General features: G+C 44.6%; 4 protein-coding genes and 8 rRNA genes. All 12 read left to right on the top strand.

The features are described 5' to 3' along the window. The first annotated feature begins 113 nt into the window (after positions 1 to 113). The 12 genes from PYW31_RS11795 to PYW31_RS11740 all read left to right on the top strand — a co-directional run bounded on the left by PYW31_RS11795 (position 114) and on the right by PYW31_RS11740 (position 17267). Positions 114 to 3042: ribosomal RNA gene (locus PYW31_RS11795) — 23S ribosomal RNA — on the top strand. A gap of 82 nt (positions 3043 to 3124) precedes the next feature. After that, positions 3125 to 3239 (top strand): 5S ribosomal RNA (rrf, locus tag PYW31_RS11790). Between the two features lie 247 nt (positions 3240 to 3486). After that, a 16S ribosomal RNA gene (locus tag PYW31_RS11785) occupies positions 3487 to 5039 on the top strand. Positions 5040 to 5324: 285 nt separating this feature from the next. Further along, positions 5325 to 8246 (top strand): 23S ribosomal RNA (locus PYW31_RS11780). Positions 8247 to 8327: 81 nt separating this feature from the next. Beyond that, a 5S ribosomal RNA gene (gene rrf / locus PYW31_RS11775) occupies positions 8328 to 8442 on the top strand. 248 nt (positions 8443 to 8690) lie between these two features. Further along, positions 8691 to 10243, top strand: a 16S ribosomal RNA gene (locus PYW31_RS11770). 285 nt (positions 10244 to 10528) lie between these two features. Continuing rightward, positions 10529 to 13450, top strand: a 23S ribosomal RNA gene (locus PYW31_RS11765). Between the two features lie 82 nt (positions 13451 to 13532). Continuing rightward, a 5S ribosomal RNA gene (gene rrf / locus PYW31_RS11760) occupies positions 13533 to 13647 on the top strand. Together the 16S, 23S and 5S rRNA genes form the textbook arrangement of a ribosomal RNA operon. A 236-nt stretch (positions 13648 to 13883) precedes the next feature. Continuing rightward, on the top strand, positions 13884 to 15227 hold the full coding sequence (locus tag PYW31_RS11755; protein WP_046837943.1) for an Orn/Lys/Arg family decarboxylase: 1344 nt from the start codon (positions 13884 to 13886) through the stop codon (positions 15225 to 15227). Positions 15228 to 15230: 3 nt separating this feature from the next. Beyond that, positions 15231 to 15848, top strand: coding sequence for a dTMP kinase (gene tmk / locus PYW31_RS11750; RefSeq protein ID WP_046837944.1), 618 nt, complete (start codon positions 15231 to 15233; stop codon positions 15846 to 15848). A gap of 27 nt (positions 15849 to 15875) precedes the next feature. Then, positions 15876 to 16205: a cyclic-di-AMP receptor gene (locus tag PYW31_RS11745; RefSeq protein ID WP_046837945.1), complete on the top strand. Its 330-nt coding sequence runs from the start codon at positions 15876 to 15878 to the stop codon at positions 16203 to 16205. A gap of 135 nt (positions 16206 to 16340) precedes the next feature. Beyond that, the gene (locus PYW31_RS11740; protein ID WP_046837946.1) at positions 16341 to 17267 is read left to right on the top strand and encodes a DNA polymerase III subunit delta' C-terminal domain-containing protein; all 927 of its coding nucleotides are present in this window, start codon (positions 16341 to 16343) and stop codon (positions 17265 to 17267) included. The last annotated feature ends 2 nt before the right edge of the window (positions 17268 to 17269 follow it).

Genomic DNA, 17269 nt, shown 5'->3' with positions numbered 1-17269 from the left:
TTTTAAATAAGCTTGAATTCAAAAAGAAATAATCGCTAGTGTTCGAAAGAACACTCACAGATTAATAACATTTTGGGTTTTTAACCGACTTCGTCGTGTTAAAAGTCAAAAAAGATTAAGTTATTAAGGGCGCACGGTGGATACCTTGGCACTAGAAGCCTATGAAGGACGTTACTAACGACGATATGCTTTGGGGAGCTGTAAGTAAGCTTTGATCCAGAGATTTCCGAATGGGGAAACCCAGCACGAGTTATGTCGTGTTATCGATATGTGAATACATAGCATATTCGAAGGCAGACGCGGAGAACTGAAACATCTTAGTACCCGCAGGAAGAGAAAGAAAAATCGATTCCCTGAGTAGCGGCGAGCGAAACGGGAAGAGCCCAAACCAACGAGCTTGCTTGTTGGGGTTGTAGGACACTCTATACGGAGTTACAAAAGAACAAATTAGGACGAATCATCTGGAAAGATGAATCAAAGAAGGTAATAATCCTGTAGTCGAAAGTTTGTTCACTCTTGAGTGGATCCTGAGTACGGCGGAACACGAGAAATTCCGTCGGAATCCGGGAGGACCATCTCCCAAGGCTAAATACTCTCTAGTGACCGATAGTGAACCAGTACCGTGAGGGAAAGGTGAAAAGTACCCCGGAAGGGGAGTGAAATAGAACTTGAAACCGTGTGCTTACAAGTAGTCAGAGCCCGTTAATGGGTGATGGCGTGCCTTTTGTAGAATGAACCGGCGAGTTACGATTTGATGCAAGGTTAAGCAGTAAATGTGGAGCCGTAGCGAAAGCGAGTCTGAATAGGGCGTTGAGTATTTGGTCGTAGACCCGAAACCAGGTGATCTACCCATGACCAGGCTGAAGTTCAGGTAACACTGAATGGAGGGCCGAACCGACTTACGTTGAAAAGTGAGCGGATGAGTTGTGGGGTAGCGGAGAAATTCCAATCGAACCTGGAGATAGCTGGTTCTCTCCGAAATAGCTTTAGGGCTAGCCTCAAGTGATGATTATTGGAGGTAGAGCACTGTTTTGGACGAGGGGCCCTTATCGGGTTACCGAATTCAGACAAACTCCGAATGCCAATCAATTTAACTTGGGAGTCAGAACGCGGGTGATAAGGTCCGTGTTCGAGAGGGAAACAGCCCAGACCACCAGCTAAGGTCCCAAAATATATGTTAAGTGGAAAAGGATGTGGCGTTGCCCAGACAACTAGGATGTTGGCTTAGAAGCAGCCATCATTTAAAGAGTGGCGTAATAGCTCACTAGTCGAGTGACACTGCGCCGAAAATGTACCCGGGGCTAAACATATTACCGAAGCTGTGGATTGTCCGTAGGACAATGGTAGGAGAGCGTTCTAAGGGCGTTGAAGCATGATCGCAAGGACATGTGGAGCGCTTAGAAGTGAGAATGCCGGTGTGAGTAGCGAAAGACGGGTGAGAATCCCGTCCACCGATTGACTAAGGTTTCCAGAGGAAGGCTCGTCCGCTCTGGGTTAGTCGGGTCCTAAGCTGAGGCCGATAGGCGTAGGCGATGGATAACAGGTTGATATTCCTGTACCACCAAAATTCGTTTTTGAGCGATGGGGGGACGCAGTAGGATAGGCGAAGCGTGCTGTTGGAGTGCACGTCCAAGCAATAAGACTGAGTATTAGGCAAATCCGGTACTCTTAAGGTCAAGTTGTGATGGGGAGAGGAAATTTTTTCCTCGAGTCGTTGATTTCACACTGCCAAGAAAAGCCTCTAGCTAGAATTTTGGTGCCCGTACCGCAAACCGACACAGGTAGTCAAGATGAGAATTCTAAGGTGAGCGAGCGAACTCTCGTTAAGGAACTCGGCAAAATGACCCCGTAACTTCGGGAGAAGGGGTGCTCTTTAGGGTTAACGCCCAGGAGAGCCGCAGTGAATAGGCCCAAGCGACTGTTTTATCAAAAACACAGGTCTCTGCTAAACCGTAAGGTGATGTATAGGGGCTGACGCCTGCCCGGTGCTGGAAGGTTAAGAGGAGTGGTTAGCTTCGGCGAAGCTACGAATCGAAGCCCCAGTAAACGGCGGCCGTAACTATAACGGTCCTAAGGTAGCGAAATTCCTTGTCGGGTAAGTTCCGACCCGCACGAAAGGCGTAACGATTTGGGCACTGTCTCAACGAGAGACTCGGTGAAATCATAGTACCTGTGAAGATGCAGGTTACCCGCGACAGGACGGAAAGACCCCGTGGAGCTTTACTGTAGTCTGATATTGAAATTCGTCACAGCTTGTACAGGATAGGTAGGAGCCTTTGATACGTGAGCGCTAGCTTACGTGGAGGCGTTGTTGGGATACTACCCTCGCTGTGTTGGATTTCTAACCCGCACCATTTATCATGGTGGGAGACAGTGTCAGATGGGCAGTTTGACTGGGGCGGTCGCCTCCTAAAGAGTAACGGAGGCGCTCAAAGGTTTCCTCAGAATGGTTGGAAATCATTCATAGAGTGTAAAGGCATAAGGAAGCTTGACTGCGAGACTTACAAGTCGAGCAGGGTCGAAAGACGGACTTAGTGATCCGGTGGTTCCGCATGGAAGGGCCATCGCTCAACGGATAAAAGCTACCCCGGGGATAACAGGCTTATCTCCCCCAAGAGTTCACATCGACGGGGAGGTTTGGCACCTCGATGTCGGCTCATCGCATCCTGGGGCTGTAGTCGGTCCCAAGGGTTGGGCTGTTCGCCCATTAAAGCGGTACGCGAGCTGGGTTCAGAACGTCGTGAGACAGTTCGGTCCCTATCCGTCGTGGGCGTAGGAAATTTGAGAGGAGCTGTCCTTAGTACGAGAGGACCGGGATGGACATACCTCTGGTGTACCAGTTGTCGTGCCAACGGCATCGCTGGGTAGCTATGTATGGACGGGATAAGTGCTGAAAGCATCTAAGCATGAAGCCCCCCTCAAGATGAGATTTCCCAACTTCGGTTATAAGATCCCTCAAAGATGATGAGGTTAATAGGTTCGAGGTGGAAGCATAGCGATATGTGGAGCTGACGAATACTAATCGATCGAAGACTTAATCAAATATTAAACCAGTTTTGATTGGTAACTTTTTAAATTTTACTTACTATCTAGTTTTGAATGTATAATTTCATACATTTCATTGTCTGGTGACAATGGCAAAGAGGTCACACCTGTTCCCATGCCGAACACAGAAGTTAAGCTCTTTAGCGCCGATGGTAGTCGGACTTACGTTCCGCGAGAGTAGGACGTTGCCAGGCAGTCCATTTTGACCTTCGGGTCGTTTTTTTATGGAAGTTTTACCCTTATACAATTTAATTTAAAAAAGTTATTGACTTTCTAAGTCAAAACCTGTAAAATTAATTCTTGTGTTGAAGAAATGAACATTGAAAACTGAATCGCAATATGTCAACGTTAATTCCGAACACAACATTAAATTGTTGGTTCAAACGTGTTAGAGATAACACACAAATTAGTATTTTATGAGCTAATCAAACATCATAATTATTTATGGAGAGTTTGATCCTGGCTCAGGATGAACGCTGGCGGCGTGCCTAATACATGCAAGTCGAGCGAACGGATAAGGAGCTTGCTCCTTTGAAGTTAGCGGCGGACGGGTGAGTAACACGTGGGTAACCTACCTATAAGACTGGAATAACTTCGGGAAACCGGAGCTAATGCCGGATAACATATAGAACCGCATGGTTCTATAGTGAAAGATGGTTTTGCTATCACTTATAGATGGACCCGCGCCGTATTAGCTAGTTGGTAAGGTAATGGCTTACCAAGGCGACGATACGTAGCCGACCTGAGAGGGTGATCGGCCACACTGGAACTGAGACACGGTCCAGACTCCTACGGGAGGCAGCAGTAGGGAATCTTCCGCAATGGGCGAAAGCCTGACGGAGCAACGCCGCGTGAGTGATGAAGGTTTTCGGATCGTAAAACTCTGTTATTAGGGAAGAACAAATGCGTAAGTAACTGTGCGCATCTTGACGGTACCTAATCAGAAAGCCACGGCTAACTACGTGCCAGCAGCCGCGGTAATACGTAGGTGGCAAGCGTTATCCGGAATTATTGGGCGTAAAGCGCGCGTAGGCGGTTTCTTAAGTCTGATGTGAAAGCCCACGGCTCAACCGTGGAGGGTCATTGGAAACTGGGAAACTTGAGTGCAGAAGAGGAAAGTGGAATTCCATGTGTAGCGGTGAAATGCGCAGAGATATGGAGGAACACCAGTGGCGAAGGCGACTTTCTGGTCTGTAACTGACGCTGATGTGCGAAAGCGTGGGGATCAAACAGGATTAGATACCCTGGTAGTCCACGCCGTAAACGATGAGTGCTAAGTGTTAGGGGGTTTCCGCCCCTTAGTGCTGCAGCTAACGCATTAAGCACTCCGCCTGGGGAGTACGACCGCAAGGTTGAAACTCAAAGGAATTGACGGGGACCCGCACAAGCGGTGGAGCATGTGGTTTAATTCGAAGCAACGCGAAGAACCTTACCAAATCTTGACATCCTTTGAAAACTCTAGAGATAGAGCCTTCCCCTTCGGGGGACAAAGTGACAGGTGGTGCATGGTTGTCGTCAGCTCGTGTCGTGAGATGTTGGGTTAAGTCCCGCAACGAGCGCAACCCTTAAGCTTAGTTGCCATCATTAAGTTGGGCACTCTAGGTTGACTGCCGGTGACAAACCGGAGGAAGGTGGGGATGACGTCAAATCATCATGCCCCTTATGATTTGGGCTACACACGTGCTACAATGGACAATACAAAGGGCAGCTAAACCGCGAGGTCATGCAAATCCCATAAAGTTGTTCTCAGTTCGGATTGTAGTCTGCAACTCGACTACATGAAGCTGGAATCGCTAGTAATCGTAGATCAGCATGCTACGGTGAATACGTTCCCGGGTCTTGTACACACCGCCCGTCACACCACGAGAGTTTGTAACACCCGAAGCCGGTGGAGTAACCATTTATGGAGCTAGCCGTCGAAGGTGGGACAAATGATTGGGGTGAAGTCGTAACAAGGTAGCCGTATCGGAAGGTGCGGCTGGATCACCTCCTTTCTAAGGATATATTCGGAACATCTTCTTTAGAAGATGACAGAGGGATAACATTGACATATTGTATTCAGTTTTGAATGCTCATTGGAGTATTCAGTGCATAATTTGTACATTGAAAACTAGATAAGTAAGTAAAATATATAGATTTTACCAAGAAAAACCGAGTGAATTAGAGTTTTAAATAAGCTTGAATTCAAAAAGAAATAATCGCTAGTGTTCGAAAGAACACTCACAGATTAATAACATTTTGGGTTTTTAACCGACTTCGTCGTGTTAAAAGTCAAAAAAGATTAAGTTATTAAGGGCGCACGGTGGATACCTTGGCACTAGAAGCCTATGAAGGACGTTACTAACGACGATATGCTTTGGGGAGCTGTAAGTAAGCTTTGATCCAGAGATTTCCGAATGGGGAAACCCAGCACGAGTTATGTCGTGTTATCGATATGTGAATACATAGCATATTCGAAGGCAGACGCGGAGAACTGAAACATCTTAGTACCCGCAGGAAGAGAAAGAAAAATCGATTCCCTGAGTAGCGGCGAGCGAAACGGGAAGAGCCCAAACCAACGAGCTTGCTTGTTGGGGTTGTAGGACACTCTATACGGAGTTACAAAAGAACAAATTAGACGAATCATCTGGAAAGATGAATCAAAGAAGGTAATAATCCTGTAGTCGAAAGTTTGTTCACTCTTGAGTGGATCCTGAGTACGGCGGAACACGAGAAATTCCGTCGGAATCCGGGAGGACCATCTCCCAAGGCTAAATACTCTCTAGTGACCGATAGTGAACCAGTACCGTGAGGGAAAGGTGAAAAGTACCCCGGAAGGGGAGTGAAATAGAACTTGAAACCGTGTGCTTACAAGTAGTCAGAGCCCGTTAATGGGTGATGGCGTGCCTTTTGTAGAATGAACCGGCGAGTTACGATTTGATGCAAGGTTAAGCAGTAAATGTGGAGCCGTAGCGAAAGCGAGTCTGAATAGGGCGTTGAGTATTTGGTCGTAGACCCGAAACCAGGTGATCTACCCATGACCAGGCTGAAGTTCAGGTAACACTGAATGGAGGGCCGAACCGACTTACGTTGAAAAGTGAGCGGATGAGTTGTGGGTAGCGGAGAAATTCCAATCGAACCTGGAGATAGCTGGTTCTCTCCGAAATAGCTTTAGGGCTAGCCTCAAGTGATGATTATTGGAGGTAGAGCACTGTTTGGACGAGGGGCCCTTATCGGGTTACCGAATTCAGACAAACTCCGAATGCCAATCAATTTAACTTGGGAGTCAGAACGCGGGTGATAAGGTCCGTGTTCGAGAGGGAAACAGCCCAGACCACCAGCTAAGGTCCCAAAATATATGTTAAGTGGAAAAGGATGTGGCGTTGCCCAGACAACTAGGATGTTGGCTTAGAAGCAGCCATCATTTAAAGAGTGCGTAATAGCTCACTAGTCGAGTGACACTGCGCCGAAAATGTACCGGGGCTAAACATATTACCGAAGCTGTGGATTGTCCGTAGGACAATGGTAGGAGAGCGTTCTAAGGGCGTTGAAGCATGATCGCAAGGACATGTGGAGCGCTTAGAAGTGAGAATGCCGGTGTGAGTAGCGAAAGACGGGTGAGAATCCCGTCCACCGATTGACTAAGGTTTCCAGAGGAAGGCTCGTCCGCTCTGGGTTAGTCGGGTCCTAAGCTGAGGCCGATAGGCGTAGGCGATGGATAACAGGTTGATATTCCTGTACCACCAAAATTCGTTTTGAGCGATGGGGGGACGCAGTAGGATAGGCGAAGCGTGCTGTTGGAGTGCACGTCCAAGCAATAAGACTGAGTATTAGGCAAATCCGGTACTCTTAAGGTCAAGTTGTGATGGGGAGAGGGAATTTTTTCCTCGAGTCGTTGATTTCACACTGCCAAGAAAAGCCTCTAGCTAGAATTTTGGTGCCCGTACCGCAAACCGACACAGGTAGTCAAGATGAGAATTCTAAGGTGAGCGAGCGAACTCTCGTTAAGGAACTCGGCAAAATGACCCCGTAACTTCGGGAGAAGGGGTGCTCTTTAGGGTTAACGCCCAGGAGAGCCGCAGTGAATAGGCCCAAGCGACTGTTTATCAAAAACACAGGTCTCTGCTAAACCGTAAGGTGATGTATAGGGGCTGACGCCTGCCCGGTGCTGGAAGGTTAAGAGGAGTGGTTAGCTTCGGCGAAGCTACGAATCGAAGCCCCAGTAAACGGCGGCCGTAACTATAACGGTCCTAAGGTAGCGAAATTCCTTGTCGGGTAAGTTCCGACCCGCACGAAAGGCGTAACGATTTGGGCACTGTCTCAACGAGAGACTCGGTGAAATCATAGTACCTGTGAAGATGCAGGTTACCCGCGACAGGACGGAAAGACCCCGTGGAGCTTTACTGTAGTCTGATATTGAAATTCGTCACAGCTTGTACAGGATAGGTAGGAGCCTTTGATACGTGAGCGCTAGCTTACGTGGAGGCGTTGTTGGGATACTACCCTCGCTGTGTTGGATTTCTAACCCGCACCATTTATCATGGTGGGAGACAGTGTCAGATGGGCAGTTTGACTGGGGCGGTCGCCTCCTAAAGAGTAACGGAGGCGCTCAAAGGTTTCCTCAGAATGGTTGGAAATCATTCATAGAGTGTAAAGGCATAAGGAAGCTTGACTGCGAGACTTACAAGTCGAGCAGGGTCGAAAGACGGACTTAGTGATCCGGTGGTTCCGCATGGAAGGGCCATCGCTCAACGGATAAAAGCTACCCCGGGGATAACAGGCTTATCTCCCCCAAGAGTTCACATCGACGGGGAGGTTTGGCACCTCGATGTCGGCTCATCGCATCCTGGGGCTGTAGTCGGTCCCAAGGGTTGGGCTGTTCGCCCATTAAAGCGGTACGCGAGCTGGGTTCAGAACGTCGTGAGACAGTTCGGTCCCTATCCGTCGTGGGCGTAGGAAATTTGAGAGGAGCTGTCCTTAGTACGAGAGGACCGGGATGGACATACCTCTGGTGTACCAGTTGTCGTGCCAACGGCATCGCTGGGTAGCTATGTATGGACGGGATAAGTGCTGAAAGCATCTAAGCATGAAGCCCCCCTCAAGATGAGATTTCCCAACTTCGGTTATAAGATCCCTCAAAGATGATGAGGTTAATAGGTTCGAGGTGGAAGCATAGCGATATGTGGAGCTGACGAATACTAATCGATCGAAGACTTAATCAAATATTAAACCAGTTTGATTGGTAACTTTTTAAATTTTACTTACTATCTAGTTTTGAATGTATAATTTCATACATTTCATTGTCTGGTGACAATGGCAAAGAGGTCACACCTGTTCCCATGCCGAACACAGAAGTTAAGCTCTTTAGCGCCGATGGTAGTCGGACTTACGTTCCGCGAGAGTAGGACGTTGCCAGGCAGTCCATTTTGACCTTCGGGTCGTTTTTTTATGGAAGTTTTACCCTTATACAATTTAATTTAAAAAAGTTATTGACTTTCTAAGTCAAAACCTGTAAAAATTAATTCTTGTGTTGAAGAAATGAACATTGAAAACTGAATCGCAATATGTCAACGTTAATTCCGAACACAACATTAAATTGTTGGTTCAAACGTGTTAGAGATAACACACAAATTAGTATTTTATGAGCTAATCAAACATCATAATTATTTATGGAGAGTTTGATCCTGGCTCAGGATGAACGCTGGCGGCGTGCCTAATACATGCAAGTCGAGCGAACGGATAAGGAGCTTGCTCCTTTGAAGTTAGCGGCGGACGGGTGAGTAACACGTGGGTAACCTACCTATAAGACTGGAATAACTTCGGGAAACCGGAGCTAATGCCGGATAACATATAGAACCGCATGGTTCTATAGTGAAAGATGGTTTTGCTATCACTTATAGATGGACCCGCGCCGTATTAGCTAGTTGGTAAGGTAATGGCTTACCAAGGCGACGATACGTAGCCGACCTGAGAGGGTGATCGGCCACACTGGAACTGAGACACGGTCCAGACTCCTACGGGAGGCAGCAGTAGGGAATCTTCCGCAATGGGCGAAAGCCTGACGGAGCAACGCCGCGTGAGTGATGAAGGTTTTCGGATCGTAAAACTCTGTTATTAGGGAAGAACAAATGCGTAAGTAACTGTGCGCATCTTGACGGTACCTAATCAGAAAGCCACGGCTAACTACGTGCCAGCAGCCGCGGTAATACGTAGGTGGCAAGCGTTATCCGGAATTATTGGGCGTAAAGCGCGCGTAGGCGGTTTCTTAAGTCTGATGTGAAAGCCCACGGCTCAACCGTGGAGGGTCATTGGAAACTGGGAAACTTGAGTGCAGAAGAGGAAAGTGGAATTCCATGTGTAGCGGTGAAATGCGCAGAGATATGGAGGAACACCAGTGGCGAAGGCGACTTTCTGGTCTGTAACTGACGCTGATGTGCGAAAGCGTGGGGATCAAACAGGATTAGATACCCTGGTAGTCCACGCCGTAAACGATGAGTGCTAAGTGTTAGGGGGTTTCCGCCCCTTAGTGCTGCAGCTAACGCATTAAGCACTCCGCCTGGGGAGTACGACCGCAAGGTTGAAACTCAAAGGAATTGACGGGGACCCGCACAAGCGGTGGAGCATGTGGTTTAATTCGAAGCAACGCGAAGAACCTTACCAAATCTTGACATCCTTTGAAAACTCTAGAGATAGAGCCTTCCCCTTCGGGGGACAAAGTGACAGGTGGTGCATGGTTGTCGTCAGCTCGTGTCGTGAGATGTTGGGTTAAGTCCCGCAACGAGCGCAACCCTTAAGCTTAGTTGCCATCATTAAGTTGGGCACTCTAGGTTGACTGCCGGTGACAAACCGGAGGAAGGTGGGGATGACGTCAAATCATCATGCCCCTTATGATTTGGGCTACACACGTGCTACAATGGACAATACAAAGGGCAGCTAAACCGCGAGGTCATGCAAATCCCATAAAGTTGTTCTCAGTTCGGATTGTAGTCTGCAACTCGACTACATGAAGCTGGAATCGCTAGTAATCGTAGATCAGCATGCTACGGTGAATACGTTCCCGGGTCTTGTACACACCGCCCGTCACACCACGAGAGTTTGTAACACCCGAAGCCGGTGGAGTAACCATTTATGGAGCTAGCCGTCGAAGGTGGGACAAATGATTGGGGTGAAGTCGTAACAAGGTAGCCGTATCGGAAGGTGCGGCTGGATCACCTCCTTTCTAAGGATATATTCGGAACATCTTCTTTAGAAGATGACAGAGGGATAACATTGACATATTGTATTCAGTTTTGAATGCTCATTGGAGTATTCAGTGCATAATTTGTACATTGAAAACTAGATAAGTAAGTAAAATATATAGATTTTACCAAGAAAAACCGAGTGAATTAGAGTTTTAAATAAGCTTGAATTCAAAAAGAAATAATCGCTAGTGTTCGAAAGAACACTCACAGATTAATAACATTTTGGGTTTTTAACCGACTTCGTCGTGTTAAAAGTCAAAAAAGATTAAGTTATTAAGGGCGCACGGTGGATACCTTGGCACTAGAAGCCTATGAAGGACGTTACTAACGACGATATGCTTTGGGGAGCTGTAAGTAAGCTTTGATCCAGAGATTTCCGAATGGGGAAACCCAGCACGAGTTATGTCGTGTTATCGATATGTGAATACATAGCATATTCGAAGGCAGACGCGGAGAACTGAAACATCTTAGTACCCGCAGGAAGAGAAAGAAAAATCGATTCCCTGAGTAGCGGCGAGCGAAACGGGAAGAGCCCAAACCAACGAGCTTGCTTGTTGGGGTTGTAGGACACTCTATACGGAGTTACAAAAGAACAAATTAGACGAATCATCTGGAAAGATGAATCAAAGAAGGTAATAATCCTGTAGTCGAAAGTTTGTTCACTCTTGAGTGGATCCTGAGTACGGCGGAACACGAGAAATTCCGTCGGAATCCGGGAGGACCATCTCCCAAGGCTAAATACTCTCTAGTGACCGATAGTGAACCAGTACCGTGAGGGAAAGGTGAAAAGTACCCCGGAAGGGGAGTGAAATAGAACTTGAAACCGTGTGCTTACAAGTAGTCAGAGCCCGTTAATGGGTGATGGCGTGCCTTTTGTAGAATGAACCGGCGAGTTACGATTTGATGCAAGGTTAAGCAGTAAATGTGGAGCCGTAGCGAAAGCGAGTCTGAATAGGGCGTTGAGTATTTGGTCGTAGACCCGAAACCAGGTGATCTACCCATGACCAGGCTGAAGTTCAGGTAACACTGAATGGAGGGCCGAACCGACTTACGTTGAAAAGTGAGCGGATGAGTTGTGGGTAGCGGAGAAATTCCAATCGAACCTGGAGATAGCTGGTTCTCTCCGAAATAGCTTTAGGGCTAGCCTCAAGTGATGATTATTGGAGGTAGAGCACTGTTTGGACGAGGGGCCCTTATCGGGTTACCGAATTCAGACAAACTCCGAATGCCAATCAATTTAACTTGGGAGTCAGAACGCGGGTGATAAGGTCCGTGTTCGAGAGGGAAACAGCCCAGACCACCAGCTAAGGTCCCAAAATATATGTTAAGTGGAAAAGGATGTGGCGTTGCCCAGACAACTAGGATGTTGGCTTAGAAGCAGCCATCATTTAAAGAGTGCGTAATAGCTCACTAGTCGAGTGACACTGCGCCGAAAATGTACCGGGGCTAAACATATTACCGAAGCTGTGGATTGTCCGTAGGACAATGGTAGGAGAGCGTTCTAAGGGCGTTGAAGCATGATCGCAAGGACATGTGGAGCGCTTAGAAGTGAGAATGCCGGTGTGAGTAGCGAAAGACGGGTGAGAATCCCGTCCACCGATTGACTAAGGTTTCCAGAGGAAGGCTCGTCCGCTCTGGGTTAGTCGGGTCCTAAGCTGAGGCCGATAGGCGTAGGCGATGGATAACAGGTTGATATTCCTGTACCACCAAAATTCGTTTTGAGCGATGGGGGGACGCAGTAGGATAGGCGAAGCGTGCTGTTGGAGTGCACGTCCAAGCAATAAGACTGAGTATTAGGCAAATCCGGTACTCTTAAGGTCAAGTTGTGATGGGGAGAGGGAATTTTTTCCTCGAGTCGTTGATTTCACACTGCCAAGAAAAGCCTCTAGCTAGAATTTTGGTGCCCGTACCGCAAACCGACACAGGTAGTCAAGATGAGAATTCTAAGGTGAGCGAGCGAACTCTCGTTAAGGAACTCGGCAAAATGACCCCGTAACTTCGGGAGAAGGGGTGCTCTTTAGGGTTAACGCCCAGGAGAGCCGCAGTGAATAGGCCCAAGCGACTGTTTATCAAAAACACAGGTCTCTGCTAAACCGTAAGGTGATGTATAGGGGCTGACGCCTGCCCGGTGCTGGAAGGTTAAGAGGAGTGGTTAGCTTCGGCGAAGCTACGAATCGAAGCCCCAGTAAACGGCGGCCGTAACTATAACGGTCCTAAGGTAGCGAAATTCCTTGTCGGGTAAGTTCCGACCCGCACGAAAGGCGTAACGATTTGGGCACTGTCTCAACGAGAGACTCGGTGAAATCATAGTACCTGTGAAGATGCAGGTTACCCGCGACAGGACGGAAAGACCCCGTGGAGCTTTACTGTAGTCTGATATTGAAATTCGTCACAGCTTGTACAGGATAGGTAGGAGCCTTTGATACGTGAGCGCTAGCTTACGTGGAGGCGTTGTTGGGATACTACCCTCGCTGTGTTGGATTTCTAACCCGCACCATTTATCATGGTGGGAGACAGTGTCAGATGGGCAGTTTGACTGGGGCGGTCGCCTCCTAAAGAGTAACGGAGGCGCTCAAAGGTTTCCTCAGAATGGTTGGAAATCATTCATAGAGTGTAAAGGCATAAGGAAGCTTGACTGCGAGACTTACAAGTCGAGCAGGGTCGAAAGACGGACTTAGTGATCCGGTGGTTCCGCATGGAAGGGCCATCGCTCAACGGATAAAAGCTACCCCGGGGATAACAGGCTTATCTCCCCCAAGAGTTCACATCGACGGGGAGGTTTGGCACCTCGATGTCGGCTCATCGCATCCTGGGGCTGTAGTCGGTCCCAAGGGTTGGGCTGTTCGCCCATTAAAGCGGTACGCGAGCTGGGTTCAGAACGTCGTGAGACAGTTCGGTCCCTATCCGTCGTGGGCGTAGGAAATTTGAGAGGAGCTGTCCTTAGTACGAGAGGACCGGGATGGACATACCTCTGGTGTACCAGTTGTCGTGCCAACGGCATCGCTGGGTAGCTATGTATGGACGGGATAAGTGCTGAAAGCATCTAAGCATGAAGCCCCCCTCAAGATGAGATTTCCCAACTTCGGTTATAAGATCCCTCAAAGATGATGAGGTTAATAGGTTCGAGGTGGAAGCATAGCGATATGTGGAGCTGACGAATACTAATCGATCGAAGACTTAATCAAATATTAAACCAGTTTTGATTGGTAACTTTTTAAATTTTACTTACTATCTAGTTTTGAATGTATAATTTCATACATTTCATTGTCTGGTGACAATGGCAAAGAGGTCACACCTGTTCCCATGCCGAACACAGAAGTTAAGCTCTTTAGCGCCGATGGTAGTCGGACTTACGTTCCGCGAGAGTAGGACGTTGCCAGGCAGCATTATAGGATGCGATGAGCCGAGACCGAGAGGTCTCTTTTTTTATGCAATTTTTTATTGAGACTTTGACAGTTAACATAATATAAAAAAGAAGAGGCTTATTTCATGAGTCTCTTTTTTTGAGCATATAAAATGTTCGACTAATATTGTTATAAACTATGTTAGAATGTTAACTATTATGAACAGTTATAAAAATCAAATCTTGTATTTAGTAATAGAAAGTGGGAATATGTGATGTCAAAGCCTTTAACTAATAAGTTTAATAAATTATTGCGACAATCGCCAATTTCTCTTCATGTACCTGGTCATAAAAATATGACAATTGGTCAATTAGAGCAATTAGATTTTAAAATGGATATGACAGAAATCACGGGGTTAGATGATCTACATCAGCCAGAAGACGTTATATTAAAGAGCATGGAAGGCATATCAAAGCATCCTGACTATGAGGCTTACTATTTAGTAAATGGTACTACTTCGGGTATTTTATCAGTAATTCAAGGCTTTTCAGCCCAAAAGGGAAAATATACTATGGTGCGAAATGCACATAAGTCAGTCTTTCATGCATTGGAGCTAACCTGTCAAAATGCGCTATTACTAGAAATGGATATAAGTTTAAAGACAAATCAATATTTAGGACCTAACTTATCCAAATTACCTGACGAGATGCAAGACACTAAATTAGCAATCTTTACATATCCTAATTATTATGGTGAATGTTTTGACATATCATATACTATAATGAAATTAAAAGAGGCGGGTGTTCCAGTTTTAATAGATGAAGCACATGGAGCACATTTTGGTTTAGAAGGTTTTCCGAGTTCTTCATTAAATACTGGAGCTGATTATGTTGTGCAGTCTTATCATAAGTCATTGCCTTCACTTACAATGAGTTCTATACTTTTTATACATAAAAATGCCCCACAACGTAAAAATGTCATTAAATATTTAACTTATTTTCAATCTTCTAGTCCGTCATATTTATTGATGACAAGTTTGGAATTAGCACATGACTTTTATAAAAAATATGATAGTGCTTTGTTTTTTGAAAAGAGATACGAATTGATAAGTACATTGAAGCAGATTGGTTTGGAAGTTATTGAAGTGGATGATCCGTTAAAATTAAATATAAGTGGGAACGGCTATACAGGTTTTGAACTTCAAAAGCTTTTTGAAATGGAAAAAATATATATTGAACTTGCTGACAATAATCAAATATTATTGGTACTACCTTTATGGCATGAAGAAGATATGTATCCATTTGAATTACTGTTAGAAAGATTAAAAAATATTAATTTTGAAAAAAGAAAAGCAAATAATAAAACTGAAATAGAATACCTTACTGAAAAAGGTGTATATTATTCTGGTGAAATAGATAAGATACGTAACATAAACATTAATAAATCAGTGAATAAAATATTGGCAACACATATTGTTCCATATCCTCCAGGGATTCCTCTCATGTTTAAAGGAGAAAAAATAACTGAAAATATGGTAAAATTAATGAATTATTGGCAAGATAGTAATTTGAGAGTAGAAGGAATAAAAAATCATAAAATAGAAATTAAGGATGAATAATATATGTCAGCTTTTATAACATTTGAAGGGCCAGAGGGTTCAGGGAAAACGACAGTTATACAACAAGTAGCACAAAAACTAGAATCAGAATACAATATTGTAATGACTAGAGAACCTGGTGGTGTAAAAACTGGAGAGCAGATACGCGAACTTTTGCTTGAAGGAGATGGTATGGATGAACGCACGGAAGCCTTGTTATTCGCAGCCTCTAGACGCGAACACCTTGTAGGTAAAGTGATACCATCATTAAATGAAGGTAAGATTGTATTATGTGACCGTTATATTGATAGTTCGTTAGCTTATCAAGGCTACGCACGGGGTATAGGATTAGCAGAAGTTAAATCAATTAATGAATTTGCTATCGATGGATTGTATCCTGATATTACGATTTACCTTGATGTAAGTGTTGATATAGGACGAAAACGCATCCTGAAAAATCAGCGTGTGCAAAATCGTTTAGATCAAGAGAGTGTAAATTTTCACGAAAAAGTAGTTGAAGGTTATAAAAAAATTATTCATAATGAGTCTGAACGCTTTATCGTAATCGATGCTGATAGAAGTATCGAAGAAGTTGTAAGTGCAGCGTATGAATCTATCAGTAAATATTTAGAAAAATTATGATATAATATTGGGAAGAGGTGTTTAGTTATGAAAATGATTATAGCAATCGTACAAGATCAGGATAGCCAAGAACTTTCGGATAAACTTGTTAAACATAATTTTAGAGCAACAAAACTCGCAACAACAGGTGGATTTTTAAGAGCAGGAAATACAACGTTCTTATCTGGTGTTGAAGATGATCGTGTAGATGAAATGCTAAAGGTAATTGATGACACATGTGGAAATAGAGAACAGCTTGTTTCACCTATTACACCAATGGGTGGCAGCGCGGATTCTTATATCCCTTATCCAGTTGAAGTAGAAGTTGGAGGAGCAACGGTATTTGTAATGCCAGTTGAAGCTTTCCATCAATTCTAAAATCATGGTTGCTATATATAGTTGCCTCTCAAATTGCACTTAAATCAAAGGAGATACGAGTGATACTCTTTTGAAATGTGCTTTGTAGGGTGATTATGTATAAGCAGCCTTTTTATATAAAGGAGTATCTTTATGATGGATGAACGAGAAAGACTGACAAAAGCATACTATTCAAATAAACTATCACATGCTTATTTATTTGAGGGTGATGATGGTCAGAAAATGCAACAAGTAGCAATTGATTTTGCCAAACTTATCTTATGCAACGAGAACAACCAATGTCAGTTGAAAGTAGAATCATTAAACCATCCGGACTTTATGTATGTATCTTCTGAAGAAACAACAATAAAAAAAGATCAAGTAGAGCAATTGGTACATCATATGAATCAACTTCCAATCGAAGGAGACTATAAAGTGTATATTATAGAATCCTTTGAGAAACTGACTGTACAAGGTGAAAATAGTATTTTAAAATTTTTAGAAGAACCTCCTGAAAATACCATCGCTATTTTATTATCTACGAAGCCAGAACAAATTTTAGATACCATCCACTCAAGGTGCCAACATGTATACTTTAAGCCGATTAATAAATTGCATTTTATTGATAGATTAGTTGAACGTGATATTTCAAGACCTGTAGCTGAGTTACTAAGTACATATACGACGCAAACAGAAATAGCAGTTGCGCTTAATGAAGAAACAGATTTAACAGCACTTCGTAAAAGCATTGTTAAATGGTGTCAGTTATTACTGACAAATCGATCAATGGCACTTATTGCTATTGTAGATTTATTAAAGCAAGCTAAAAACAGACGGTTACAATTACTTACATTGGCAGCAGTTAATGGTTTCTTTGAAGATGTTATGCATGCTAAAGTAGGTATTATAGATGATGTGATCTATCAAGATTTACAAGAAGATATAAAAGGGTATACTAAGAAATTAACATATAATCAGATTATTTTGATGTATGATCAAATAACTGAAGCACATAAAAAGTTGAATCAAAATGTGAATCCAACATTGGTATTCGAACAGATTGTTATAAAAGGGGTGAAATAACT

This window comes from Staphylococcus succinus (genome assembly GCF_029024945.1).
GTDB lineage: Bacteria > Bacillota > Bacilli > Staphylococcales > Staphylococcaceae > Staphylococcus > Staphylococcus succinus.
Note: the sequence above shows the minus strand (reverse complement) of the source record. Positions and strands in the feature narration are given on the sequence as shown.